We start from the raw sequence: 26,672 nt of genomic DNA on the forward strand, positions 1-26,672 counted from the left end.
TTCGGAACTGATCTTGTCGTGACGAGCAATCCCGAAACGCAAAGAACGGCGGATCGTTCATCATTTGTTCTGGATTTGCTGGCAGTCGTTACTGGATGGAAGTCAATGGAGGAGGGGTGGATGTTCGGCCCGTCTCAATCCCATCGCATCTGGAGAATGATGAACGCCCTGATCGATGCCCGGCCGGAATGGGCGGACAGGGACATCTTCGAAGCCGACCGGGACAAAATCCTGCGCTACGGCACATCCATCGGGCTTTCGATGGAAGAGCTGTTCCGGGTGACCGACCCTGATGCCGTGCTGAGTCTCTGGGCAGCCGCGGAAGCCGCCGGGGCGGAGGATTGACCGTTGCCCGACGGGCTGTCCCGAAACCTATTACGACGGCAGCTTCGCTTCTAATGACGCCCTCATGGCGAGTGTCTGTGGAACCATGCCTTGCACAAGATGCGTTCTTCAGACAGCGAGAGGGAGTTATGTCATGACAGGATTGCGGTCCCATTGGCTGCTCACAGCTTCGCTTCTCGGCGTGCTTGTGAGCCCGCCGGCAAGCTTGGCCCAAGCCGGGCGCCCTTGGGTCGATCCGCCTCCGGAAGGCGAGACTCGGTCTCAAACGCCGGCGCCACCGCCCGCCGCGGCTCCGGCCCAGGCGGCCGCCCCTGCGCAGCCGCCCACCGCCCCGCCTGCGCCCTCCACCGCGCAAGCTGCCAAGGGTGGAGGGGAGACAGCGGAAGACGCCAGCGCGCAGGCCCCCAGCCGCAAGCCGGCGAACGAAGAACAGGCCAAGCAGAAGATCCAGCCCGATCGCAGGGCGAGAAGCCCATCGCAACAGGCAGGCGATTCAACACGCAGCCAGAAGAGGGAAGAGCGTGTGGTCCGTCGCCGCGAGCCGGACACCACGGCATCCCACGCCCAGCCGCGCAACGGGGCCGAGCGCCGGGCGCGGATCCTTCGCTATGGCTCGGCTCAGGAGGGCGTCGACGCAGGCCTTCAGGTGATGCGCCTGAGAACCATTCAACTGCCCGACGGGCGACGCATCGACATTCTCACCCGCCCGGATCAGGACCTTCCACCCTCGATACCCAATGCAGACTGACGGCATGCTCTTGGAAAGCAAGCTGGAAGCGATGTCGCCGACAGTCCTTGTCGCGCCTATTGCGGCGGCAGGGAGGATTGCCCATCGCTCCGCCATTGCATCACGACATCTTCTGCGCGGCGGCGGATGTCGAGCCACAGATGCAGCTCCCGTCGGGCATCGTCCAGGGCGCGATGGACGGCCGGGCCGAGCGCATCGTCCCTGCGCTGCGCCTGGGCCAGGATATCCCGCACGATGCCGTGGTGGAGCTCGGCCGGCAGAGGGGCGGCCCTCAACGCTTCGTCGATGGCGCGCCTGTGCGCGACCTCCGTGTCCTCGAGGCGCAGCGTATGGCGCGGAAGGCCGGCCGTGCGCAAGAGTCTGCTGAGCCATTTCCCGTCCCATGACGGGGCCGTCGCATAAAGGGCACGATGCGAGAGGGTGGAGACCATGCGCCGGGCAACGTCTTCCACCGGCTCTCCTTCGGCTCTCAGCCGGTCCCGGGAGATGCCATGGATTGCCTCGGCCTCCTCGTCCCAGTCTGTCCAGGAGGAGGCAGGCCTGATCAGGTGGCTCTCCTCTTCGCCGCTTCCTAGAACCCAGGCGACCTCGATGGGGTAGCCCTGCTTGCCGAGGGAGGAGGCCTCGAAGTCGAGGAATGCGATGTCAGGCGCTTCGCTCATCACGTTTCGGATCGTGCGGCAGAGGATGGCTCTTCGGCAAGACGGTCATGAATCTCCTTCAGCAGCTCTTCATCCTGGAGACTCCGTTCCCAGTCCTCCGGAAGTTCGAGTCGCACGGATTTTGCGCCACCTGATGGTGTGCAGACCACATGAACCCTGCCTTCATCGCCCTCCACGCGGGCTGCATCCTTCTTCTCCGGGTCGTTGCCGAGACCTGCAAACGCTTGAATGCAGGACCATGCCACCCCGTCGGCACCGGTTACTTCTCGTGGCATGCCACCGTCCCTTCCCGCATGAGGATCCTCACTTCCTGACGGCGATCATGCTCCGCTCATAACTCGATCGAGCGGCATGCATCGCACCTGTCGACAACGCATGAAGGTGGGGGAGGGCTCCCCGGGCGTCGCTGCAGGCTCGCGCCTTCTTGACACGGCTTCGAGACGGATCGAGCCTTTGTGCCCTGCCGGTGGGCAGAACAGCCTTTGGAGAATGCTATGGCTCGAACCGTCAAGGATATGTTGGCTGAAGCCAACGCCTCAGTGCCGAAATTATCACCCAGCGAGGCTGCCGAGAGGATGCGCTCGAGCGATGTTCTCGTTGTGGATGTGCGGGACCCCACGGAGGTTCAGCAGACCGGGAAAATCAAGGGTGCTGTCAACGTCTCACGGGGCATGCTCGAGTTCAGGGCCGACCCGGAGAGCCCCTATCATAATCCCGCTTTCGAGAAGAGCAGGACCATCCTGCTGCATTGTGCCTCCGGCGGCCGCTCAGCCCTGGCGGGCAAGGTGCTGAAGGACATGGGCTATACGGACGTATACAACATTGGAGGCTTCAAGGAGCTGGCGGATGGAGGGGTCGAGATCGAATCCGCCTGACGGGATCCTCGTGCAGATGGGCAGGCTCGCCAAGCCTCGGACTCGGCGAGCTTGCCGACCGGCCGCTGCTAGCGGGCGCTGCCCGATGTGTAGGCCGACGAGGGGGCCGCGCTCGTGGATGCCGCAATCGATCCCGTCGCCTCGGGATCGCTGATCCCGGTGCGCAGGGCGTGGAGCAGGCCCTTGCGCTTTGCTTCGTAGTAGTAGCCTCCGGCATAGAGGGCGACCGCACGATCGTGATTGCCGCCTGCTACCTTGTAGGCATTGGCGAGGTAAGGCACAGCGTAGGTCAGGTTGGTGTTTGTGTCGAGCAGTCCCGCTGCCGTCCCCCGATAACCCATACCGCGCGCCGTCGCGTAGCGGATCTGCATCAGACCGTAATTGCCGCGGCTCAGGGCGCGCGGGTTATAGCCGCTCTCCCGCCTGATCACGCGATGAACCAGTGCTTCAGGAACGCCGTGGATCTTGGCGTGGCGTGCCACCAGGGCATCGATCGTGGCGCGCTCTGATGCTGCAGCCGGGATCGCACAGACGATGGCCGCACATGCAAGAATGAGGCGTGAACTCATGTGTTTCCCCTTGTTCAGGAGAATTTTTCACTCTCAATCGTGGCAATAGGGCGTCAGCTTGGCCGTAAGAGTTCAGCGCGTGTGCTCGAATGATGCTCGTCGGGCTGAAGTTTCGGAGCCTCATGATACTTTGCAGAGTTGCGCATGAGTCGTGACGAGACGCATTCGCATTGCTCCAGTGATGCGCAAATGAGTGCCTCTTTGGAGGTAGCGCGGGCTCAGATCTCGAAAGGCGCAGAAGGATTAGCGTATGGCACTTCTGGATAATTCTGCCTGCCGGTCGAGCGGGCGGCTGCCTCTTTAGGGTGAGGCGGCAATCGCATTGTCCCATCGACGCCATCGCTCTCGTATTGGGATGACGTCATCTTGCCCAACGGTGCCGCTTGTACTGCCCTGCGCAAGCTCCTTCGAAAGCTTGCTCCATTCCGTCGACAAAGGAGCGCGCAGGATCGGCATGAATCGTGTTAGGGCGGCGACCATATGAGCGGAATGCACGATGCCGTCGGTGCAGGTGCTCTTCTGAGCTAAATGCATCTGTTTTAAGGAGTAATTCTCTGCTTAACCCGTAGGGGGTATCTCTCCAGCCGAAATAGTGACGCGAATTTAAGTGGAGCAGTAGTATTTAATGGGCTGTACCCGGCGCGCCTCAGAATAAGCGCCTCAATTCCACTGTTATTCAGCAGGAACAGCCTAATGCAAATTAGTGTTTTTGGGATTGGCTATGTCGGAGCGGTTTCCGCAGCCTGTCTGGCCAATGACGGGCACAACGTCATTGCCGTTGATCCGAACCCGCACAAAGTCGGTCCTCTCAACGAGGGCATCAGCCCCATTGTCGAGCCGGGTCTTGATGAGCTCATCCAAAACGGAATCGGCAGCAAGCGCCTCAAGGCAACCAGCGACGTGCGCGAGGCTGTGAACGGCACCGACATATCCTTCGTCTGCGTCGGAACCCCATCTCGTTCGAACGGCTCTCTCGATACGTCCTATGTTGCCGCGGCGGCCGAGCAGATCGGCGCGGCAATCCGCGAGAAGAACTCCTTTCACTCGGTTGTGATGCGCTCCACCATTCTGCCCGGCACCATGGAGAGCATCGTTCTGCCGGCGCTCGAACGGGCGTCCGGGCGGCAGGCAGGGGTGGGCTTCGGCGTGGCCTATTATCCGGAGTTCCTGCGCGAGAGTACGGCCATTGCCGATTACTATGATCCGGGTGCGATCATCTTCGGCCGCCATGATCAGGCGACCATCGACCGCCTCCTGGAGCTGCACAAGATCTTCAAGGTGGAGCCGCGGGTCGTCTCCATCCGCACGGCCGAGGCGGTGAAGTACACCAACAATGCCTGGCATGCCTTGAAGATCAGCTTTGCCAACGAGATCGGCAATATCTGCAAGGAGGCGGGCATCGACGGTCATGTGGTGTTGGATGTGTTGTGCGCGGACACGCGCCTCAACATCTCCAAGGCTTACCTCAAACCCGGCTTCGCATTCGGCGGTTCGTGCCTGCCCAAGGACCTTCGGGCCCTGCGCTTTGCGGCGCGCCGGTTGGACGTGCCGACGCCCATTCTCGATGCAACGATGGCTGCCAACGAGGAGCAGCTCCGGCGTGCCTACTCGATGGTTGCAGCCACCGGCAAGCGCCGCATCGGCCTCATCGGCCTGAGCTTCAAGCCGGAGACCGACGACCTCCGGGAGAGCCCGCTCGTCGAGCTTGCTGAGCGCCTGTTCGGACGAGGATACGACATCCGGATCTATGATCCGAATATCCAGGTCTCGAAGCTCACCGGTGCCAACCTGCAGTTCGTGAAGTCGCACCTGCCGCATCTCGCCACCCTGCTGACGTCTGATATCGATGAGGTCGTCGACCACGCAGAGGTCTTCGTCCTCGGCAATCGTGATGAAGCCAAGCGGCTGATGAGCGCAATCAATGACGAGCGTCCGATCATTGATCTCGTTCGAGTCGACCAGACAAGGTGTTCAGGTGACCTCTATCAAGGAATCTGCTGGTAACGGCAGCACACGACTCTCCGAGTCGGTTGGGGCGCACATCCTCTACGTGGTGGCAGTGGCAGCTTACGCTGCCGCTCTCCCCGCAGAAGCATACGGTTCGGTCAGCAAAGGCATCATCGGAACGATCGGCGTTCTGGCTCTCTGGCGCTACGGATGGGGTGCCCTCCACTTCGTCCGAGCGCTGATCTTTCGCGGCTTCGTCTTTCCGCGACAGCGGAAGGCGGCCGACGCGACGCTGAAGCAGAATCCTCCTCATGCCTATCTTCTGGTGACCACGTTCCGGATCGATAGCGTCGTGACCATGCGTGTCTATAGAGCTGCCTTCGAGGCTGCCCTTGCCGCGCCTGGAACGGCGACGGTGGTGGCTTCCGTCGTCGAGGCGGGCGATCAGCGGCTCATCAAAGCCCTGTTCAAGGCGGTCTGCGGCGAGCAGGACAAGGTCGACCTGATCATGGTCAGGATTGCGGGAACCGGCAAGAGAGATGCCTTGGCTTACGGATTCAGGGCCATCGCTCGTCGCACCCCGGGCGAGGACGATGTCGTTGCCGTGATCGACGGCGACAGCATCGTGCCGCGCGACCTCGTGCATAAATGTGCCGGGTTCTTCCGACTCGATCCTCAGGTCGGCGCGCTGACGACCGATGAGATGAGCGAGGTTCGCGGCAGCCGTATCTTTCAGGAGTGGTATGCCCTTCGCTTCGCGCAGCGTCACACGCTGATGTCCTCGGTCGGGCTGGCCGAGCGCGTCCTGACCCTGACAGGGCGGATGGCGATGTTTCGGGCCACCATCGTCTGCAATCCCGAGTTCATCCGGCAGGTGGAACTCGACTATGTCGACCATTGGCGGCTTGGCCGGTTCAAATTCCTGACGGGCGACGACAAGTCGAGCTGGTTCTGGCTGCTCCGGAATGGCTACAAGATGCTCTACGTCCCGGATGTTGTCGTCCTGACGGTCGAGGATCCGCCCTCGGAGAATTTCGTCTCCGCGGCCGCCATGCTGATGGTGAGATGGTTCGGCAACATGCTCCGCACCAATTCAAGGGCCCTTGCGCTCGGACCCGGAAGGATCAGGTTCTTCACCTGGTGGGCCATTCTCGACCAGCGCATGTCCATGTGGACCTCGCTTGTGGGATTCATGGCAGCCCTGATCGCAGGGATCTTCATCAGCCCATACGCGTTTCTTCTCTACGCCCTCTGGATTCTATCCTCACGCTATGTCCTGACTCTCTCCCTGCTGGCCTCGCGGCCAAGAGTTTCCGTCTTCTATCCTTTCCTTCTCTACTTCAACCAAATCTTCGGCTCGTTCGTCAAAGTCCATGTCACGTTCCGGTTGGATCGGCAGAAATGGACGCGGCAGAAAACGACGGCGGCCAAGGTTGAGAAGCGTCCACTGATCGCAAGCAACTTCATGTCCGCCTACATGCATTCCATCGCGCTTGCAGCGTTCGTGACGATCATCGCTTGGGGCATGGACGTGCTTCCGACGCCTCGACCGACGCTCTTCCTGCCGTGATGACAACGACACCGATTGGAGACCGACTTGATGACGAAGATCACGCATGAAGCCGAGGTTCAGCGGCAGCACCCCCGGTACAGGCTGCCGGTGAGATGCATCCACAATGGCACGCCGGTTGCTGTTGTCGACATTTCCGTCGGCGGTCTCGCGCTTCGGTCAGGGTCACTTGACGTCAAGCCGGGCCGCATTCTCGACCTTACTCTGGTCTTTCCGTTCAGCGGCTATGAACTCACGCTTCCGATCAATGCGGAAGTTCGCTACGTGGCCGAGGAGCACAGCCGGATCGGCCTCCGCTTCACGGATGTCTCACCCCGTCAGCACAACCTTCTGCGCTTCGTTCTCGATGCCTATCTCTCCGGCGAGGTGGTTGAGGCCGGCGATATTCTGGACGTCGCATCCCGCCGAAACGAAGGCAAGACCCGTGAGGTGCCGCGCCCGCCTGAGCCCCAGGGCTTCATGGGTCGCCTGAAGCATCAGGGGCGCAGCGTTGCGGGATATGTCGGTATCGGCGCTGTGACCCTGGGTCTGCTCGGGTTCATCGGATCTGGTATCTTCCAGCGTCTCTATCTGATCCCTGCACAGTCGGCATTGATCACGGCCGACCTGGTCACTGTTCCCGCACCATCGAACGGGCAACTGACATTTGTCGCATCGGGCAATGAGGTGAGAGCCGGCGAGCCGCTGCTGACGATCCTAGGACCTCAAGGCAACAGCATCGTCATAGACAGTCCCTGCAACTGCGTCGTCCAGACCCGCTACACCCGCGCGGCCAGTTTCGTGCGCGAGGGAGCTCCGGTCCTGACGTTGCGTGAGAAAACGAGCTCGCCTTATATCACGGCAAGTATTCCTCAGGACCAAGTGCTGCGCTTCTACCGTGGAGCCAGTGCGATCATCGAATATGCGGATGGAACTCGCGTAAAGGAAGGAAAGATCGAGCCGCTACCGTCCTATACAAGTGATCCTTCCGGTGCTGGCCGGTTTCTCGTGAAGCTTGCGCCTGGGCGCGAGCTTGAAGCTTCCGCGATCGGTCAACCCGTATCGGTCGTCTTTAACACCTTCTCTGGATCGACGTTCGGGACTGCAGTCGGCAAGCTGCAGACGGCGGCTAGCTGGGCAGGCAAGCGGATTGCCGCTATCCTCGGACGAGATAGCGAAGTGGCAACAGTACCCAAGAGGGCCAAAGAGCCTGAAATCGAAAATGGGAGGCGTCTTGCCGGGCTCAAATCAGGGGAATGAACTGGTCCGGAGTTTTCAGCCGGAGGACCTCAACCCGAATCTTGGAGATCGATAATGGATAATATCATTCCGGTTCTGATGTGCGGTGGGTCGGGAACCCGCCTGTGGCCGGTATCACGGTCCAGCGAGCCGAAGCAGTTTCATACCCTGTCCGGAGATGCGAGCCTCTTCCAGCAGACGGTTCAGCGCTTTCGTTCAGAGCACTATGCGGAGCCGCTGATCGTGGTGAATACCAACCACCGCGATCTGGCCCTGCGTGAGTTCGGGCGGTTGAGCGCCGGAACCGCGCGTCTCCTGGTCGAGCCCTGCGTGCGCAGCACCGGGCCTGCGATCGCGGCTGCAGCGGCCCTCATCGCCGAGGAGGATCCGGATCGACTGATGCTGGTAGCGCCGAGCGACCACCTGATCGAGCAGAACGAGGTCTTCTCGCAGGCGGTGACCCAGGCAGCGGCTGCCGCCCGGCAGGGTCAGATCGTTCTCTTCGGCATCCGGCCCACCCAGCCGGAGACGGGGTTCGGCTACATCGAGACGGGCGAGCCTTTCGACGGATCGTGCTTCAAGGTCGCGGGTTTCGTCGAGAAGCCGAAGCGCGCTGTGGCGGAAGCCCTCGTGGCCGGTGGACGGCACCTCTGGAACAGCGGCATCTTCATGTTCAGCGCCCGCACGATCCTCGAGGAGTTGGAGCGGTACGCCCCTGAAGTCCTGGACTGCGCGCGTCGCGCGCTCTCGATGGCGCAGCGTGGCAACGACACCATCCGCCTTGCCTCCGATTTCGACACGGCGCCTGTCATCTCCATCGACTATGCCGTCATGGAGCGGAGCGACCGGCTCGTGTGCGTTCCCGTCGATCCATCCTGGCGGGATCTGGGCTCCTGGTCGGCCCTGTGGGATGTCGGCTCCAAGGACAACAACGGCAATGTGGCGCGCGGCGATACCATCCTCCACGATGTGCGCAACAGCTATGTCCATGGAGACACCCGCCTCGTAGCCGTCATGGGCGTCGAGAAGGTCGTGGTCATCGACACGGCGGATGCGGTTCTCGTCAGCTCGTTGGATCAGGCGCAGAACGTCGGGCGCCTGGCCGCGGAGCTCGCAGCCGCCAAGCGGCCGGAGGCGACCCTGCACAAGAAGGTGCGTCGTCCTTGGGGCTCCTACGAGTCGCTGCGGGTGGGCGAGACGTTCCAGGTCAAGCACATCATCGTGGATGTCGCAGGCCGGCTGTCGCTGCAGTACCACCACCACCGCTCCGAGCACTGGACGGTCGTGTCCGGCACGGCCCGCGTCACGGTGGGCGACAAGGTCTTCGTGATGAGGGCGAACGAATCCGTCTACATCCCGAAGGGCGATGTGCACCGGCTGGAGAACATCGGCGACGAGGAGCTTCATCTGATCGAGGTTCAATGCGGTACATATCTCGGCGAGGACGACATCGTTCGTCTGGAGGATCAGTATGACCGCATCGTCACGATCTGACGGTCGCCTTCGCCTGCTGATCGCTTCATTCATCCTGTCCATGGCGCTGACATCCGGCGCCATGGCACAGGACGGCAGCGAGATTGCCCGCCTCGCTGAGGAGGCTCGCCAGGCCTTCCTCTCCGCGGAGCAGGGGAATGCGAGCCCGAAGCAGAAGGCGGGCTTCTACCAGATCGCGCGTGCTCGGCTGAAGCTCCTCGAAAAATTCGCCGGGCAGGGTACATCGGGCTCCCCGGAACTGCGCGACAATGCGCGTGCGGAACTCCGGCGGCTCGCTGATGACGGCTTGAGCCACGACATCCTCAGCTCCATGCTGCTTCAGGCCTCCCTCGGGGACCTGGCGGGAACGCAGGCTGGGGCCGACCGGGTGGAGGTGGGCGTCACGCTGCATCAGCTCGCCAGCGAGCAGCGTTCGCCCGCATACCGTGCGGCAGCCTTCATCGAGATTGGCTATGCTTTCAGCAGGGCGGGTGCCCAGGACCGGGCCTTGAGATACGCCGCCCTCGCTCTCGAGGCGGCTCAATCGATCCAGGACACGGGACCGCAGGCGGGCGCGTATCGTGCCGTGGCCCGGCTGGCAGCCAGCCTCGGAGCGCCCGGCACGTCGCTGGCGAGCCGTGCCATCGGTCAGATCCCGCAACCGCGGAACCGCGCTTATGCCCGGCATGAGGCGGCGCGCGAACAGCTCAAGGGAAGCACCTTCGAAAAAGCCTCCGAGACGAGGATCAAGGTCGAGGCTGCGAGACGGTTGGGGGCGGGGGATCTGCACGGCAGTGCATCCCTGATTCTGGCATTGTCCGCGAGCGAGGACCGGGAGAACCTCCTCTCCGATCTCTTCGCGGCTGCGATCAGGAAGCAGGACCGGGATGTCGCGATCGCTGCTGCGCAGGGATTCTTCGAGTCCGTCAGGCAGCAGAAGGCTCTGGCGGTGTTGGTCAGGGACTATGCCGATCGAGGTGTGCCGTTCCAGGCGGCAGAGATCGTCAACGGCATGCTGGACGGGCCGCACAAAGCGGCGATCCAACTCATCCTTGCAGCCGAAATTCAGGAGGCCGGCTACGGCAGCATGGCCGACCGGCTTCTTTCCTCAAGCCTTCAGATCGTGAAAGCGCTGCCGGAGGAGGAGCGGAGGGCGCTCTACCCGGAGCTCGTGCGGTCCCTGTCGCGTGCAGGACGATTGAGCGATGCTCTCGCCTACGCCGACCGTCTCGATTCCGGTCCCGAGGGACCTGCTGTCCTCAGCGAGCTTGCCGAGCGCCTGGCGGATCAGGGCCGCAGCGCCGATGCCGAGGCTCTGCTGCCGCGCATTGCCGACAGGGATCGCCGCGACCAGGTTCTGAGCGCGGTCGCCCGTGCCAAGGCAAAGGCCGGCGATACCGCCGGCGCGCTGCGGCTGATCGGTGAAATCGGCGATCTTCAGCATATCGCAGCGGTGTTCTTGGCTCTCGCTCAGTCCCGCGCGGCCTCCGGCGATTTCGCACAAGCGCTGGCATTGGCCGGACGCATCGGTGATACGAAGCAGCGGACCGAAACGCTTGCTGGGATCGCGCGACAGGCTGTTCTGAAACAGAACAAGGAATTTGCCGGCAAGGCCTTGCAGGAGGCCGTCCGCACGGCCGCGGGCCAGGCGGCAGGCTCTCAGGACGAGGCGATCCTTGCCCTCGTCAGGATGCTGGCGGATCTAGGGGAGAAGGCACAGGCCGGCGAACTGGCGCAGCGCATCGCCGATGCGTCCCTCCGCCAGCGGGCGGAGGATTGGATCGTTCGAACCGAGGTGCGGGACGCCGTGAGCCAGTGGAAGGATGCCCGCCTTCCCGAAGCGCTGTTGAAGCGAAGCCTCGCAAGGGTCACGAACGATCAGGACAAGGTCGATCTCGCCTCCGATCTGGCGGTGCTGGCGGATGGCGGCATCCATGCCGCCGACCTCATCCGCTCGATCGCCGACGACCGCCTCCGCAGGGCTGCCTTCCGCCGGTTGGCCGAAAGAAGGTCCGATTTCCTGGCCACTTCTCCGGCCAATTCCTCTTCCGATCCTGCTGTCGATGTCGAAACCGTTGCGTCCGTCTCCGGGGAGGGGGGCGAAACGGCTCAGGAGATCCAGACGCGCCGGGGCCTCGCGCTGCTCACATTGGAGTCGGGCAGGCCGTCGGCGGGAGGGCTCCGGATGCCGCGGCGCATGGCTGCCGCGGAGGATGTCCGGGCAAAAGTTCCGTGGCCGAGCGGCGCAGTTGTCGGGAGCACGTTCGCCCATCACAATCCTTACATCGCCAAGTTCCTCGAGGATGATGCCGAGGGCGCAACGCGCCTGGAGCAGGCGATCCGCTACCAGGGGCAGCCCTCGCCGCGGATCATCGTGATGCAGAGCGGCGTTGCGACGCTCGGCATGGTTGCGCGCCAACTCCAGAGCACCGATGCGCGAGACCTGATCGGAATCGAGCAGGATGCTCTCACGATCCGCGCTCCCATCTTCGTCGCTCCCGGGGCAACGCTCATCCTTTCCCGGCTGGATGTACCCGTCTATCGGCTGAGCGCCGATGCGGGAGCCTTCATCGCGAATGCCGGCGAGGTCCAGATCATCGACGCCGATATCGTCGGGTATGACGAGAAGGCCAAGCAGCCTTTCTGGGCCGACAGCACGAAGGCCGCCCAGTTCCGTCCATTCCTCCTGAGCTGGGGCGACGGCCGCATGGATGTGGCATCCTCCGTTCTTGCCGCCCTCGGATACGACAATCCCCGATCCTCGGGGCTCTCCTACTCCTCAGGGCCGGATGCGGTCGCAAGCCTGCGCGATCAGACGCGACCCACGGGAGTCGTCGTCGACAACGTCTTCCGCAACTTCTACCTCGGGTTCCATTCCTACGAAGCCGAACGCGTCCAGGTGGTCGGCAACGAGTTCCGCGACAGCATCTTCTATGCCATCGATGCCCATGATCGCTCGAAAGGCATCACCCTCGCCTTCAATGCGGCCTATGGCACCATGCTGCGGCATGGCATCACGATCTCGCGGGATGTGGAGGACAGCGTGGTCGTCGGCAACCTGTCCTTCGACAATGCGGGGTCGGGAATCGTTCTGGACCGCAACAGTACGAACAACGTGCTGCAGGCCAACAGCGCCTTCCGGAATGCCCAGGATGGCGTGACGGTCTTCGAAAGCTCCTGCAACGTTCTGAGCGGCAATTTCCTCGCCAGCAACAAGCGTGACGGCCTGAAGGTGCGCAACAGCATCGATATCGGGGCGTACGGCAACAGGTTCGAGGCGAATGCGCAATCCGGTGTGAGCGCCTACATCGCGAATATTCTTTCGGGCAAGACAGGGGAGGGCCAAGCGTCTGACATGTTCTCGCCGGTCACGGGCCTTTCGCTGAGGAACAACCGCTTTTCCTCGAACGGCGTCGGTATCAATGCCCAGGGCGCTTCGGGGCTGGTGATGTACGGCAACCATTTCGTGAAACAGTCGCGGCGCCTGTTCGGCGGAGATGTCCGTGGCCTGGAAGGGCCGGTCCTGCGCCTGACCTCCCAGGCGGACGTGCTGATCGCGAGCACCTGCCGGCCGGTGAAGCCCGCCACCTCATGCCGTCTCCGGAGCCAGGGCTTCTTCGAGGGCAACTCGGAACTCCAGATCTTCAGCTCGGACGGGCGTTCGAACTGCACCGATGTCAACGGAACCGTGCAACAGCGGGCTTTCGCCAGCTCATCGCAAGGCACTTAGAGGCAGCATGAGGCACGTTCTTTTCATCCTGCTCGTCAATCTCCTCACCATCGGAGCCTCCCACGCTCAGGTGAAAAGCCTCTTTGATGTCGAAGCCCGGCGAGCTGCCCTCGCGCAGCCGGCAATGACGACCGTCAGGGCTGCCTGCCTCGCCATTCCGCGGGACCCGGCTTGGACCGGCCTCCGGCCGGTCGATCAGCTCAAGGTGAGTGAAAGCACGGGTGCCGATGGTGCCGTGGCCGATTTCACATGGGCCGTGATGGTGCTGACGGGGCGGGCTCTTGCCGGAGATACAGCCTCCGAAGCCTCGCTTCGCGATCTCCTGCTCGCCTGGGCCAGGGCGAAGGCCCTTGAGAGGACGGAAGCAGGGAGCGATGCCGAGCATGCCTTGAAGCGCGCGCTTCTGCCGACGGTTGCCGCCTATTCCGTGCTGCACCGAGGGCTCGATGAGGCGCAACGGCAATCCCTTGCGGGCTGGATCAACTCCCTGGTCCGCAGGATCGACCGCGGCGCTGAGACCATAGGTGACGGCAGCAGCCATGGCCATATGGCCGCCAGCATCCTGATGGCATGGGGCGCCGCCACCGGCGATGATGCTCTCTATGCCAAGGGCTATGAGCGCTACCGCTCCATCTTGGCCCAGGCTCGCTCCGATGGGAGCTTGGCTCCGGACGTGCGCCGCGGAGCTCGCGCCCTGTGGTTCACCCGTCAGACCCTCGCGAGCCTCACGGTGATGGCAGAGGTGGCCGCGACCCGCGGAGCTGATCTCTACGGCATTCGCGAGGGTGAAGCGAATTTCGATCGCGTCCTCTCCTATCTGCTGAATGCCATTGCAGAACCCAGTGTCGTCATGGCCTATGCATCGGAAGGCGACATCCTTGGCGGCGAGCTGGATTTCCGGCGCCAGGAACTCGGCTTCCTGTCCAAGCGGGGCAATGGGCGCCATCTCATGGCCTGGGCCGAGCCCGTTCTGGCGCGGGATCGCCCGGGCTTGGCAACCCGGAGGCTGAAGAGCCTGCATGCCCGCAGCCTGCGCTTGGACCGCCCGCTGATTGACGAGGCCGTTGGCGGAAACGCCACATGTTTCTGGGGGCGCTGATGGTGGGCTCGAACATGCGCCTGACAGGAGCCGTCGCAGCCTTCGCCCTGCTGATACTGTCTTCCGCCTTCGCGCAGGATGCGGACACGGATTCGCGCAACCGCTTCCGGGCGGCGGCCGAGCAGATGGAGAAGCTCCAGCAGCGCAACGATCCCGCTGCCTTGATCGAGCGGGCGCAACTGCTCCAGAGCGGCCTGCCGGTGAGCGAGATCAATCCGCTCAGAGTGCCGAAGGTCGATGAGGCGGAGCGGCTCTACGAGCAGGCTCTAGGGGTGCCGGGAGCGCATTGGCCTTCGGCGGCCCTGCGGCGGGCCAAGCTCCTTCTTGCGCGCGACAAGGATCAGGCCTCGCAGGAAAGGGCCGCCGAACTCCTGCGCCGCGCGGCCGCCATGCAGAACCATGAGGCCGCCTTCGTGCTGGCGGGTCTGATGGAGGAGGGAATCGCCGGGCGTCGTGACATGGAAGGGGCGAAGAACCTTTACCAGATCGCCCTGCGCTCCGAGCATGGACCTGCCGGGCTTGCATTGGCCCGCCTCGAGACGGATCCCGCCAAGGCGGCCGTGTTCGCGACACAGGGATTGAGGATCCTTTTCCAGGAGGCGCGTCAGGGCTCGGCAGAGGCGGCACGGACCCTCGCCGATCACTACCGCAGCACAGGAGATGGGCCGGAGCGCCTCAGTGCCGCCGTCGAATGGTATCAGCGGGCCATCGATCTCGGAGACGGCGAAGCTGCGCTGCGCCTCGGTCGTCTGCGGCTCGATCCGAAATCTCCGTTGCGCCAACCGCAAGAGGCCAGGATCGCCTTCGAGAAGGCGGCGCAGCGCGGCTCCATCGAAGCTGCCATGATCCTCTCGGAGGATCCCTACAACGGCGCCGCGCTCGGCGTGCCGGGCGCTGCGGCCGATCTCTGGCTCAACCGCGCCATCGAGACCAAGGCGCCCAGGGCTCTCGTACTGGCGGCGGAGATCCGCAGCCAGTTCGGGTCCGAGGGGCGCGAGGCGGCGAAGAACCTCCTGCTTGAGGCGCTTCAAAGGGTGGACGACGATGTGACGGCCCTTGTTGCCCTAGGCCGCCATGCCCGCGACGGCATCCTCATCCATCGCGACGTTCCTCTCGCGCTCAGGCTCTTCGACAGAGCCGCACGCACAGACAACCTGACCGCATCCTACGAGTTCGGACGTACGGCGCTGGCTTATCTCGATCAGGCGACGGAGGACATGCGCAAGAGCGCGGTGGCGCATCTTCGCCATGCGGCGGAGCGCGGGCACGTCAAGGCGGCCGTGAGCATGGGCGATGCGCTTCTCCGGGGCCATGGCGTTCCCGAGTCACAGGCAGAGGCGATGCGCTGGTATCAGAAGGCGGCGGAGAGCGGATCGTCGGCGGCCTATATCCGCCTTGGCGACCTGTATGCCAGCCGTTCGTCGGGTGCGGAGGCGTCGCGTGCCCTTGAGTGGTACCGCAAGGCGGCCGAAGCCAACAGCGCCATCGGCATGGTGCGATTGGGCAAGATGTTCAACGAGGGAAGGGGTGTTCCGCAGGATCAGGCACTAGCCGCCACGTGGTTCAGCCGGGCGGCCGCTGCCGGCAGCGGCGCAGCGATGGTGGAGCTGAGCGCCCTCTACTCGCGCGCCGGCGGCCCGGGCCATTTCAATCTGGCGAAGGATGCCCTCGAGAAGGCGATCCGCGCAGGGGACCTTCGGGCTCCCGTCGCTCTTGCCAAACTCTATCTCGTCCGTGGGGAATACCAGCTCGCCGAGGCGACCCTCAAGAAGCCTGCCGAAGCCGGCAATGCCGAGGCCGCCCTGCAACTGGGCGAGCTCTACCTGATGAACCAGCCCGGCCCCGAACAGCATAATGCTGCCCGCCGCTGGCTGGCCTTGGCGGAGAAGGCGTTGGCCGGGGATGACGAGCAGGCTGCGCGCATTGCCTTGAACTACCTGAAGCTTCCCGACGGCGGCTCCATCGAGCACGGCGCCTCGGTCCTGGAAGGCTTGATCCGCAAGAACAACGCACCGGCCATGTCGCTTCTAGCCACGGCGCTCCTCAACGGCATGGGTGTGAAGCCGGACCCCGCACGCGCGGAGGCCCTGCTTCGCCGTGCGATCCAGCTCGGGGACGATGGCGCGCGCTTCATCCTCGCTAAGGCCTATCGCGACGGCGTCGGCCTTGCGCGCGATCCATCCCGGGCCATCGCTCTCTATCGCGAGATCTACAACGAGGAGCCGGGGGACACGAAGGTGCAGCTGGCCCTGGGCGATGCCTATGCACGCGGTGAAGGAGTTGCGCAGGACCGGACCCTGGCGGCGGAGTTCTACGCTCAGGCGGCGCGCCAGGGCGATCCCGAGGGGCAGGTTCGCCTTGGTCTGGCATATCTCCACGGCGGCGGCGTGGCTCGCGACGGCCGGCTGTCCGAGCAGTGGCTGTCCCAGGCCGGCGAGGCCGGGCTGATCGAAGCGAAGGTGCAGTTGGGAAGCGCGAAGCTCTCAGGCCTTACGTCGACCGTCGATGCGGAGGGAGCCTTCGCCTCGCACCTGCGCGCCGCAGAGGCCGGTTCCGCGCCAGCGATGATCGAGGTGGCGCGCGCCCTTACGCGGGGAATGGGCACGCAGGCCGATCCGGCTTTGGCAAAGACCTGGCTCGAGAGGGCCGCCAACCTCGGCTCGCCGGATGCCATGTTCGAGCTGTTCCGGCTCTCCGATATTGGTGCAAAGCCCAATCCGCGCGAAGCCGAACGATGGCTCCTGCAGGCTGCGCAAGGCGGTCATGCTGGCGCCATGTACAGGCTCGGGCTCCGCTATGAGCAGAGCGGCAGCGATCAGGACAAGATCGCCGCGCGTGAGTGGCTCGAGAAGGCGGCTCGCGCGGGTCATGCGCAGGCGGCGAAGATGCTCGAGAAACAGGCCGCATCCGCGGCGGGGCCGGGTTGAGGGCATGGGAATTCTGGTCATCTTCAGGCGGAAGGTCGCAGAGGAAGCGAAGGCAGAACGGAGTTTCGCGATGAAGGCTCCCGCGTACTCGAACGACATGGGTCTTGCTGGCCATGGCCCGCGGGCAAAAGCGGGACTGGCCGGTGCTGCCTTGGCCGTCGGCCTGGCATTCGCCGCTCCGGTTGCGGCGCAGGGTCCCGCTCCGCGCGCGTTGGGACCCAATGCGGACTTCAGTAAGATCTGCACCCCGGCGGCGACGCCGAAACTGACGCGCGACTGGAGCAAATGGGACAAGGCCCAACCGGTCAGCGATCCTGAGGAGATGTTCGCCGCAGCTGTCGCCTACGCGGAAGGCAGCGCCACGATCAACCGCGATCCCGTGACATCCCGCAGGCTCCTCGAAGATTTGGCCGACCGGGCATGGGCCGGTCGCGGGCGCGCTCACTTCCGGCTTGCCAAGCTGCTTCTCGACCCCATTGCCGGTCCTGTCGATCCTGAGCGGGCAGCCAAGCACCTGGCCACCGCGACGTCCATGCTCAACATGGATGCGTCGGTTCTGCTCGCGCGGCTGCATGCGGACGGGCTCATCGCAGGGGCGAGCGTGAGGGAAGCCGAGAGGCTTCTTCGTGCAGCGTCCACGGCCGGGCATGTGGAGGGCGTCACCGGCTTGGCTCGGCTACAGCTGAGCGGACGGCTTGGCGCCGTCCCAAGGGCCGAGTCGGACGATCTGGTGAAGCTCGCCCTGCAGATGCTCTACGGCGATCTCGCGAAAGGCAAGTGCTCCGCCCTGTACGAGATCGCATCGATCCTGAGCAGCCAGGACCTCGTGCCGGGTGGACTGCCCGAGGCTGTGAAGTGGTTTGAGGCGGCGGCGCGCCAGGGCGAGGCCAAGGCCGATCTGGCCTTGGCCGAGATTTATCTGCAGGAGCGCGTCAAGGCCGCTCCCGACGTCTTGATGAAGCACCTCGGCCGCGCCGCGACAGCCGGTGAGCCTCGCGCCATGACGCTCCTGGGCGAACGCTTCCTGCTGGGCGACCGCGCACCCAAGGATTTCGCCAGGGCGGTTTCCTGGCTGGAGCGGGCAGGCCTCCATGCGGATCCCGAGGCCTACAGGCTCCTCTCACGACACTACCGGGGAGAGTTCGGCGCATCTTCGGATCTGCCGAAGGCTGCGGATGCGCTGATGAAGGCAACGAATCTGCCAGGGCACAACGCCAGCATTCTCGTCGGGCTGGCAAGGCTTCATGCCGCGGGGCTCAACGGCAAGCCGGATCTGGAGACGGCCCTGACATTCTATCGAAGAGCCGTCGCACGGGGCGATGTCGGATCCCTGACGGAAATGGCGAAGCTCCTGCTGACACAGCCGCAGGCAAGCCGTTCCGGAGAGCCTCTGAAGCTTCTCGGGGAAGCTGCCGACCGCGGTCATCCCGAGGCCATGGGCGTCCTCTCCGATCTCTACGCATGCAGCATGATCGTTGCCCAGGATCGTGCCCAGTCCAGGGCTTGGCTGGAGCGGGCTGCCTCGGCAGGCCATGTGCGCAGCATCCTGACACTTGCTTCGCTGGCGGATGCCGATGCCTCTGGCCGGAAGACCGTGGAGGCTCTTCAGCGGGCGGTCGAGCGTGGGGATCGCGAGAGCATGGTTCTGCTGTCTCTCGCCTACCGCTCTGGCCGGGGGGTGCCGCAGGACGAGGCTCTGGCGAACCGGTGGCGCGAGGCTGCGCTGGCTCCGGGGGAGGGGCGCACGCGGGCCCTTCTGCTGCTGGCGCGCAGGATGCTCAATGGGGACGACGGCAGCCGTGACGAGAACGCTGCCCGTCCGCTTCTCGAGCAGGCGGCACAGGAAGGCGAGTCCGGAGCCCAGTTCGAACTCGGACGCCTTCTCGTGATGCGGGGCGACAAGGCCGATGTCCCGCGTGGGGTGCAGCTTCTGCAGCAGGCGGCGTCCGCCGGCAATGCCGCGGCCATGATGGCCCTGGCCGAGGCTCCTGCAGAGCAGATCCGCCTCACGGGCAGAACGGCGCTTGAATGGAGAAGGGCGGCTGTCGAGGCCGGCAGCGCGCGGGCTGCCATCGTACTGGCATCGAGCGCCAAGGATGATGGCGAGGCTGCCCGCTGGCTGTCCCGAGCCGAGACGCTGCCGGTGTGCACCGCCCGCGACATGGTCGATCTCGCCCAGGCCTATCACAAGGTTCCCGGCACCAATCACGAGGACAGGGCCCGGCATTGGCTGCACAGGGCTCTGGACGAGGTCCGAGCCGGCTCGAAGGACCCGGCCGTGATGTTCCTGGTCGGACGGGCGATGATCGAGGGGGTCGGCGGGACGGCCGACAAGACCGAGGCGATCGCCTTTATCGAGCGTGCGGCCGATGCAGGACGGTCCGAGGCGATGCGCTATCTCGGGCGCGGCCACGCTGCGGGACAATGGGGCGAGTCCAACGTCAAGGCCGCCATCGGATGGTTCTCGAAATCGCTTCAGAGAGGCGACGGGAGCGTGGCCGCCGATCTGTCCCGGATTGCAGCGGTGCCCGGCAGCGAGGGCACGGAGGCCGTCACGGTGCTCAAGGCAAATGCGGAGAGCGGCTTTGCGCCCGCCATGCGTGAATACGGGCGCTGCCTGCAGTTGGGGTTCGGCATCCCCCCGGAGCCTGAAACAGGCGCCTCCTGGCTGCGCAAGGCCGCTGAAGCGGGCGATACGGCGGCCATGAAGGAACTCTCGCGGGCCTATGCGTCGGGTTATGGAGTCGAGCTTTCCGCAAAGGCCAGCACCGAATGGCTCCAGCGGGCTGCTCAGGCGGGCGATCAGGAAGCGATGTATGGGCTCAGCCTCGCCATGACGCTCGGATTCGGAACTGATGTGAATGCCGTTGCGGCTCAGGAATGGTTGAAGTCCGCCGAGGGTATCGCTCGGAAGTGACAGGGGATCAGCCGTGTGGAGGATGGGGCCTGACGCGAACGCCCCTACATCAGTCGTAGGAGAGACACGATGACCAAAAAGATGCGTATCCTGCTCCTCGGCAGCCTCCTCGCCGGCCTTTCGCCGAATGCCATCGCCGCTGCCACCGGGGACGGCAAGCCCCAAGCAGCGCCCCCGGCTCCAGCCAGCGCGCAACCGGCTGCTCCAACCCAGGCTCAACTACGCGCCATGTCCACAATGCGCCTCCTGAGGCTCGGACAGAAAGCCCTCACGGCCGAAATGGACACTCAGGACTTCGCGACGGGCGTGGATGCCGCCAAGATCGCCTCCGCCCGCGGAGACCGGGAGGCAACCCGCCTCATGGCCAAGATCATGGCGCGCCACCAGGTCGCGTTGGAGGGGGTGGACCGCGCAAGGCTCGAGCGCCGCCTCCGCTTCGAGGCGCTTCGCGGAGCATCGAGTTCGGTCCTGGCCGTCGCCAGCATGTACGACCGGGGCGAGGGCGTACCCGTCGACAAGAAGAAGGCGGCCGAATGGTACCTGTGGGCCGCACGCGTGGGGCACGAGCGCGCCATGGCGCAAGTTGCCTATGCCTATGGCACGGGCCGAGGCCTGGAGCGCAATGAAGCCACAGCGCTGAAATGGCTGGAGGGTGTGAACGAGGGGCGGCAGCGCGGCACGTTGGTCGAGATCGGATGGGCTCTCATGCAGGGAACCGAAGGGGTGACGGATGCCGCATCCGCCCTCAAGTTCTTCGAGCGTGCCGCCGAGCTGAAGCCGGGCATCGCCTATCAGGTCGCCCTCGACCTGGAGCGCGGAACGCGTGGCATCCAGAACCGGGAAGCGGCAGGTCGCCTGATCAAGGTGGCCGCCGAGCGCGGCGACTCCGCCGCCGCTCTCAGGCTGGCCAACGTTCTCTCGACGAGCAGCAGCATCGAGGACCAGCGGCAGGCCGTGCAGTGGTACAGCCTCGCCGCGCAGGACAAGGACAACGCAGCCGCGGCCCAAAGCCTGTCACGCCTTCTTGCCCTGCGTCCGGGCAACGAAGTCGTCGCCAGCATCGTGGCAGGCCTGGAGAAGGCTGCGGAGGCCGGCAACAGCGAGGCGTACGTTGGCTTGGCTCATGCCTATTCAGAAGGGATCGGCGTGAATGCCTCTCCTGAGAAGGCTGCCGGCCTGCTGCAGCGTGCGGCCGATGCGGGCCTGCCCGAGGCGAAGTACCGGCTGGGTCTCATGTACAAGGCGGGCCAAGGCGTGCCGCCGGATCTCAACAAGGCGATTGAGCTGATGAGCAGCGCTCAGGAGAGCGGCTTCCCGCTCGCGGCAATGGCCTTGAGCTCCATGACGGCGCCCGGTTCCTCGGGCACCGCCGAGCAGCCGGCGAAGTGAGGGCTGCTCGAAGCCGCCTTCGGAGCCTTGACCGAGACGGTGCGGGCGAGCGAACAATGATCGATGAGCCGGAGGTCTTTCCGGCAAACTGTTCCGCAATCTCTTTCAGCTTTTCTTCCGCTCAGAAGCCACGTTGACTGACCCAGTCTCCCGGCTTCCATACGAGTGTCACAGGCTTGCGCACACTTCCGAGACGTAGCACTCGACGAGGAATTAATCCTAAGTTGAAACTGAATATACGACATCAGAATTGCTACCGAACAATACTATTTCACTCACGCAATAAAATCCTAGAAATTCTGTTCTTGAATTCCGTTCGGGAATTTGAGGTTTTCTACCTCCTAAGCATGATCCTGTACCTCTTTATCTGCTGTAGCTAACAAACCCTTAACCAGTACAATTCGAGGTAATCTCTGCGGAAAAGGCTACCTCGCATGTCAAGTCTTATGCCAGTCACCACAATCCTCGGCTGCAAGAATTTCATGCTCCGTGAGGGCTTGAAGCACATTCTTTCAAGCACCCGCTTCAAGCTGCATCCGGAGGGCCTGACCTCTGGCGTTCTCAAACTGGATCCGGATCTCACGGGGGCGCCGCTCCTCTTCGTCCTTGACGTCAATCTGTATGAATCAAGTCTGGCAAGCCTGATGGATGCCTTGCGTCAACAATACCCGCAGGCACGGATCGTCGTCCTGTCCGACAGCTTCGATCTGGACGAGATGAAATCTGCCTTCCAATCGGGAGCAGATGGGTACTGCTTGGCCACGACGAGATGCGAGGCGCTGATCAAGTATCTCGACTTGGTGATGCTGGGGGAGGTCGTCTTCCCTTCCGCCGCATTCCTCGCAGCGATCGCAGGTTCTGCCGGCGAAATGAAGTCGCGCAAGGAAGCGCCCGCAATCACGTTGCCATCTCCGCAGGTTCCGTTGGCGCTGGACGCTTTGGACTCGCCCATTCGTACGTTGTCGAGCAGGGAAGCCGAGATCCTGCATTGCCTCATGCAAGGGGCACCCAACAAGGTGATCGCGCGCAAGCTCGACGTGGCCGAGGCGACAGTGAAAGTTCACATCAAGGCCATCCTGCGCAAGATCCGTGTCGCCAACCGCACTCAGGCGGCGATGTGGGCGGTCAATCATCTTTCGTCCGGCGGAGTGGAGGCTTCCATCATCGTGCCGAACGACAAGATGTCCGTGCACAACCTGCGCTGAAGGCACAGGAAAGCCTCAGCAGGAATTGCCGTTAGGCGTCGCCTGACCCGGCAGGCTGCGTGCAATCATTATGGGTTGGGCCGCAGGCTGTCGAAGGCTGTTCATCCGTCAAAGTCCTATCCTTGGGATTGTGAGCACCGCACGTGCTAGGGCTTCGTATTGCAGACGCCGAGGATAGAGCCGGAGTTGCTCCTGACAGGGCAGACGTCTCAGTATTGAATCTTTATTACATAACTATCGAAGTATAGCTGCAGTAGATTTCTCGCCCTTGCAGTGCGAATGTTACATAGTATCCTAGATTTACCATTAATTAAAATTTGTTAAAAGAAAGTGAATGGGTAATGATTGCTTCTAATAAGATTATAAGCTAAGAATATTAAGGGAAATTTTACTATTTGCCTCGCGGTTCGGGACCAGAAAGGCATTCGCTATGCGGAACACCTACGATCTTGACGGCCTTCCACATACAGGTGCCTCGTCTGCAAAGGACGTCGCGTACTCGCGGTACATGGAACTGGCCCGTTCGGTTGAGCCATCCTCCACGGAGGGCATCGCAGCCCGATCAACAAGGACCTTTCTCATCGAGCCGAATGCTCTCCTGCGCGAGGGCTTGAGGCGCATCCTGTCCGAAACGATGTACGCTCCTTCGGCAGCGGCTGCGAGCCTTGGCGAACTCGATCTCGCCGCAGGCAGCGACAGCACCGTGGTTCTCATCATGGATGCGAGCCGCGATCATGATGAAGCCTGCCGCCAGGCGCGGAAGCTGAAGGACGAGAGTTCGACGGCCAAAGTGATCATGCTGGTCGATCAATACGACCTGAACCAGGTCCTCTCGGCCTTCAAGGCTGGCGCCGATGCCTATCTCAAGAAGTCGATTTCATGCGAGGTGCTCGTGAAGTCGCTCGATCTGGTGATGCTCGGCGAGGCGATCTTCCCCGGCGCGATTCTCGACCTCCTGCGGCAGCAGGAAGCCCAGGCGGAGCAAAGCCGCGATGCCGGCACTCCGGAGGCACCTCAGGAGGTGGCTCCTCCCGCGAAGGGCCTGTCCGTACGCGAGACGGTGATCCTGCGCTGCCTGATGGACGGCGATTCGAACAAGATCATCGCGCGCAAGTTCGACATCACGGAAGCTACCGTGAAGGTCCACGTCAAGGCGATCCTGCGGAAGATCCAGGCCAAGAACCGGACGCAGGCCGCAATCTGGGCCTCGAGCCATCTTGCAGCGAATCGACCGGCAAGCTGATCCAAGCGAACGGCCACGACGAAAGAGGGAGCCTGCGGCTCCCTTTTTTGCATTGCGGCCAACCCTTTGATCTTCTCACGCCGAGCGCAGGACCGGCGCAGCTGCTTGGGATTGGTCCTCCAGGACCATCGCCGCTCCCTTGTCGGCAATCATCAGCGTCGGGGAGTTCGTGTTGCCGCTCGTGATAGCAGGCATGATCGAGGCGTCGATCACGCGCAGCCCCTCGACGCCGCGCACGCGCAGGCGGGCATCGGTCACCGACATCGGGTCGCTGTCGATGCCCATCTTCGCCGTGCCGACCGGGTGGAAGATCGTCGTCCCGATATCGCGTGCGCCGTTCAGGAGTTCGTCGTCCGTGGTCAGGTGAGCGCCGGGCCGGTACTCCTCGGGGCGGTACTTCCGAAGGGCCGGCATGGAGACGATGCGCCGGACGAGGCGCAGGGCGTCGACCGCCACCCGCTGATCCTCCTCCGTCGAGAGGTAGTTCGGACGGATGAAGGGAGGATCGCCCGCCTTGCCGCTACGGATCCGCACGCTGCCGCGGCTGGTGGGGCGCAGGTTGCACACGCTTGCGGTAAAGGCCGGGAAGGGATGAGGGTCCTCGCCGAACTTGTCCAGCGACAGAGGCTGGATGTGGAACTGGAGATTGGGCGTGGCATAGTCCGGGGAGGAGCGCGTGAAGGCTCCCAGTTGCGAAGGCGCCATGGTGAGCGGCCCCCGGCGGAAGAGGGCGTATTCGAGCGCCATCTGCCCTTTGCGGAACAGCGACCGGTACTCCTCGTTGAGGGTGCGCACGCCGCTGACCTTGTAGATGGGACGAAGCTGCAGGTGATCCTGCAGGTTCTCGCCGACTCCCGGCAGGTGGTGGACCACCTCGATTCCATGCTCCTGCAGGAAGGGGCCGTTGCCGATCCCGGACAGTTGGAGGAGCTGCGGCGAGGCGATGGCGCCTGCCGACAGGATGACCTCCCTGCGGGCGATGATCCGCCGCAAGGTTCCGTTCTGCAGGATCTCCACACCCGTGGCCCGCTTGCCCTCGAACAGGATGCGCGTGGCGTGAGCATGCGTCTCGACCTTCAGGTTGGGACGCGACAGGGCCGGCCTCAAGAATCCCCGCGCGGCCGACCAGCGTCGGCCGTTCTTCTGATTGACGTGGAAATAGGAGATTCCCTCGTTGCTGCCCGTGTTGAAATCGCTCACGCGGGGGATGCCGGCCTCGACCGCGGCGTCGATGAAGGAGTCCAGGATTTCCCAACGCACTCGGGGTGCCTCGACGCGCCATTCCCCTCCGGAGCCATGGTGCTCCCCGGCACCGAGATAATGGTCGAGGTGCTGGCGGAAGATCGGCCTCACGTCGTCCCAGCCCCAGCCCTGGAGGCCCATCTGGCGCCAGTTGTCGTAATCCTCGCGCTGGCCGCGCATGTAGATCATGGCGTTGATGGCGGAGCAGCCGCCCAGCACCTTGCCCCGAGGATAGTTCAAGGCGCGGCCGTTCAGGCCGGGCTCCGCCTCGGTCTTGAACATCCAGTCTGCCCGCGGGTTGCCGATCGCAAAGAGATAGCCGACGGGAATGTGAAACCAGATCCAGTTGTCCTTCCCGCCGGCTTCCAGCAGGCAGACCTTGTTGCGGGCGTCCTTCGACAGGCGGTTGGCGAGCACGCAGCCCGCCGAGCCGGCGCCGACGATGACGTAATCGAATGTTTCGGTATCGGACATGGTGAGGCCCAATCAACTGGGCCGGCGCTCCCAGCGGATCGCCGGCAGATCGTGAGATGCCCCTCAAGCAGCGCCCTTGGACCTGCGCTTCGCGAATTCCAGGATCTCTCCCACGATTCCGCGGCGGAAGAGCAGCACGCAGATCACGAAGATGATGCCGATCAGCACGGTGACGGGGAAGTCGGACGCTGCCAAGTATTTCTGCAGGGCAATCACCAGACCTGCGCCGACGATGGGCCCGATCAGGGTGCCGATGCCGCCGAGCAGGGTCATGAGGATCACCTCGCCCGACATCTGCCACTGCACGTCGGTGAGCGTCGCGAACTGGAAGACGATCGCCTTCGTGCCGCCGGCGAGTCCTGCCAGCGCCGCCGACATGACGAAGGCGCCGAGCTTGTAGCGGTTGACCCGGTAGCCGAGCGAAACTGCGCGCCTCTCGTTCTCGCGGATCGCCTTGAGAATGTTGCCGAAAGGCGAGTTGACGATGCGCCAGATGGCAAAGAAGCCGAACAGGAAGATCGCCAGCGTGAAATAGTACATCGCCAGCGGATGGTTGAGGTCGACGATGCCGAGCAGATATCCGCGCGGCACGCCTTGGATGCCATCCTCGCCATGGGTGAAAGGCACCTGAAGGCAGATGAAGGCGAACATCTGCGACAGGGCCAGGGTGATCATGGAAAAGTAGATGCCCTGGCGCCGGATGGCCAGGAATCCCATCACGAGACCCATGGCGCCGGCGCCTGCGGCACCAAGCAGGATCGCCGCCAGGGGCTCCCAGCCCCAGACCTTGGCGGCATGGGCCGTAAAGTAGGCCGCACCCCCGAAGAAGGCGGCATGGCCGAAGGAGAGCAGCCCCACATAGCCGATGAGCAGGTTGAAGGCGCACGCGAAGAGCGCGAAGCAGAGGATGCTCATCACGAGCACGGGATAGAAGAAGAACGGAGCGACCACGAGAGCCGCAACGGCGACCGCGCCCAGCACCATGGAGGAGGTGCTCAGCCTGGGCTGTTCCGCGATGTATTGGGTACCGACAGCCATG

18 protein-coding genes are annotated in these 26,672 nt (G+C 63.6%); 14 read left to right on the top strand and 4 right to left on the bottom strand.

The window, feature by feature from the left end:
• Positions 1 to 18 precede the first annotated feature (18 nt).
• Positions 19 to 345 (top strand): hypothetical protein, encoded by a 327-nt coding sequence (locus tag GR303_RS12560; RefSeq protein ID WP_161725737.1) that lies wholly within the window; start codon positions 19 to 21, stop codon positions 343 to 345.
• A 523-nt stretch (positions 346 to 868) separates the two neighbouring features.
• On the top strand, positions 869 to 1,093 hold the full coding sequence (locus tag GR303_RS12565) for a hypothetical protein (protein ID WP_161725739.1): 225 nt from the start codon (positions 869 to 871) through the stop codon (positions 1,091 to 1,093).
• A 56-nt stretch (positions 1,094 to 1,149) separates the two neighbouring features.
• On the opposite strand, the gene GR303_RS12570 is transcribed toward GR303_RS12565, so the two are convergent.
• Complete coding sequence (locus GR303_RS12570; protein ID WP_161725740.1) at positions 1,150 to 1,755, bottom strand: 3'-5' exonuclease; 606 nt, start codon at positions 1,753 to 1,755, stop codon at positions 1,150 to 1,152.
• A 494-nt stretch (positions 1,756 to 2,249) separates the two neighbouring features.
• Between GR303_RS12570 and GR303_RS12575 the strand changes: the two genes are divergently transcribed.
• A complete protein-coding gene (locus GR303_RS12575) occupies positions 2,250 to 2,630 on the top strand; it encodes a rhodanese-like domain-containing protein (protein WP_161725742.1) in 381 nt (126 codons plus the stop codon).
• Positions 2,631 to 2,698: 68 nt separating this feature from the next.
• Here GR303_RS12575 and GR303_RS12580 read toward each other — a convergent pair whose 3' ends face one another.
• Positions 2,699 to 3,199 (bottom strand): lytic transglycosylase domain-containing protein, encoded by a 501-nt coding sequence (locus GR303_RS12580; RefSeq protein WP_161725743.1) that lies wholly within the window; start codon positions 3,197 to 3,199, stop codon positions 2,699 to 2,701.
• A gap of 693 nt (positions 3,200 to 3,892) precedes the next feature.
• Between GR303_RS12580 and GR303_RS12585 the strand changes: the two genes are divergently transcribed.
• The 11 genes from GR303_RS12585 to GR303_RS12635 all read left to right on the top strand — a co-directional run bounded on the left by GR303_RS12585 (position 3,893) and on the right by GR303_RS12635 (position 23,917).
• Positions 3,893 to 5,203, top strand: coding sequence for a nucleotide sugar dehydrogenase (locus GR303_RS12585; protein ID WP_161725745.1), 1,311 nt, complete (start codon positions 3,893 to 3,895; stop codon positions 5,201 to 5,203).
• Positions 5,175 to 6,716: a glycosyltransferase gene (locus tag GR303_RS12590; RefSeq protein ID WP_343038488.1), complete on the top strand. Its 1,542-nt coding sequence runs from the start codon at positions 5,175 to 5,177 to the stop codon at positions 6,714 to 6,716. The genes GR303_RS12585 and GR303_RS12590 overlap by 29 nt, the downstream gene beginning before the upstream one ends.
• 30 nt (positions 6,717 to 6,746) lie before the next feature.
• Positions 6,747 to 7,955: a PilZ domain-containing protein gene (locus GR303_RS12595; protein ID WP_161725748.1), complete on the top strand. Its 1,209-nt coding sequence runs from the start codon at positions 6,747 to 6,749 to the stop codon at positions 7,953 to 7,955.
• Positions 7,956 to 8,009: 54 nt separating this feature from the next.
• Positions 8,010 to 9,428 carry a mannose-1-phosphate guanylyltransferase/mannose-6-phosphate isomerase gene (locus GR303_RS12600; protein ID WP_161725749.1) on the top strand — a complete coding sequence of 473 codons (1,419 nt, stop codon included), beginning with the start codon at positions 8,010 to 8,012 and terminating at the stop codon, positions 9,426 to 9,428.
• The gene (locus GR303_RS12605; RefSeq protein ID WP_161725751.1) at positions 9,406 to 13,137 is read left to right on the top strand and encodes a right-handed parallel beta-helix repeat-containing protein; all 3,732 of its coding nucleotides are present in this window, start codon (positions 9,406 to 9,408) and stop codon (positions 13,135 to 13,137) included. The genes GR303_RS12600 and GR303_RS12605 overlap by 23 nt, the downstream gene beginning before the upstream one ends.
• A gap of 7 nt (positions 13,138 to 13,144) precedes the next feature.
• A complete protein-coding gene (locus GR303_RS12610) occupies positions 13,145 to 14,236 on the top strand; it encodes an alginate lyase family protein (protein WP_161725752.1) in 1,092 nt (363 codons plus the stop codon).
• Positions 14,218 to 17,163 carry a tetratricopeptide repeat protein gene (locus GR303_RS12615; RefSeq protein ID WP_161725754.1) on the top strand — a complete coding sequence of 982 codons (2,946 nt, stop codon included), beginning with the start codon at positions 14,218 to 14,220 and terminating at the stop codon, positions 17,161 to 17,163. Before GR303_RS12610 ends, GR303_RS12615 begins: the two co-directional genes overlap by 19 nt.
• A 70-nt stretch (positions 17,164 to 17,233) precedes the next feature.
• Positions 17,234 to 20,080 carry a tetratricopeptide repeat protein gene (locus tag GR303_RS12620; RefSeq protein WP_161725755.1) on the top strand — a complete coding sequence of 949 codons (2,847 nt, stop codon included), beginning with the start codon at positions 17,234 to 17,236 and terminating at the stop codon, positions 20,078 to 20,080.
• Between the two features lie 69 nt (positions 20,081 to 20,149).
• On the top strand, positions 20,150 to 21,469 hold the full coding sequence (locus GR303_RS12625) for a tetratricopeptide repeat protein (protein ID WP_161725757.1): 1,320 nt from the start codon (positions 20,150 to 20,152) through the stop codon (positions 21,467 to 21,469).
• A 434-nt stretch (positions 21,470 to 21,903) separates the two neighbouring features.
• Positions 21,904 to 22,674: a LuxR C-terminal-related transcriptional regulator gene (locus tag GR303_RS12630; protein WP_161725759.1), complete on the top strand. Its 771-nt coding sequence runs from the start codon at positions 21,904 to 21,906 to the stop codon at positions 22,672 to 22,674.
• 508 nt (positions 22,675 to 23,182) lie between these two features.
• Complete coding sequence (locus GR303_RS12635) at positions 23,183 to 23,917, top strand: LuxR C-terminal-related transcriptional regulator (protein ID WP_161725760.1); 735 nt, start codon at positions 23,183 to 23,185, stop codon at positions 23,915 to 23,917.
• A gap of 75 nt (positions 23,918 to 23,992) precedes the next feature.
• Here GR303_RS12635 and GR303_RS12640 read toward each other — a convergent pair whose 3' ends face one another.
• Positions 23,993 to 25,633 carry a GMC family oxidoreductase gene (locus GR303_RS12640; protein WP_161725762.1) on the bottom strand — a complete coding sequence of 547 codons (1,641 nt, stop codon included), beginning with the start codon at positions 25,631 to 25,633 and terminating at the stop codon, positions 23,993 to 23,995.
• Between the two features lie 63 nt (positions 25,634 to 25,696).
• Complete coding sequence (locus GR303_RS12645) at positions 25,697 to 26,671, bottom strand: branched-chain amino acid ABC transporter permease (protein ID WP_161725763.1); 975 nt, start codon at positions 26,669 to 26,671, stop codon at positions 25,697 to 25,699.
• Between the last annotated feature and the right edge of the window lies 1 nt (position 26,672).

It is taken from the genome of Microvirga arsenatis (assembly GCF_009910705.1).
GTDB classification, from domain to species: Bacteria; Pseudomonadota; Alphaproteobacteria; order Rhizobiales; family Beijerinckiaceae; genus Microvirga; species Microvirga arsenatis.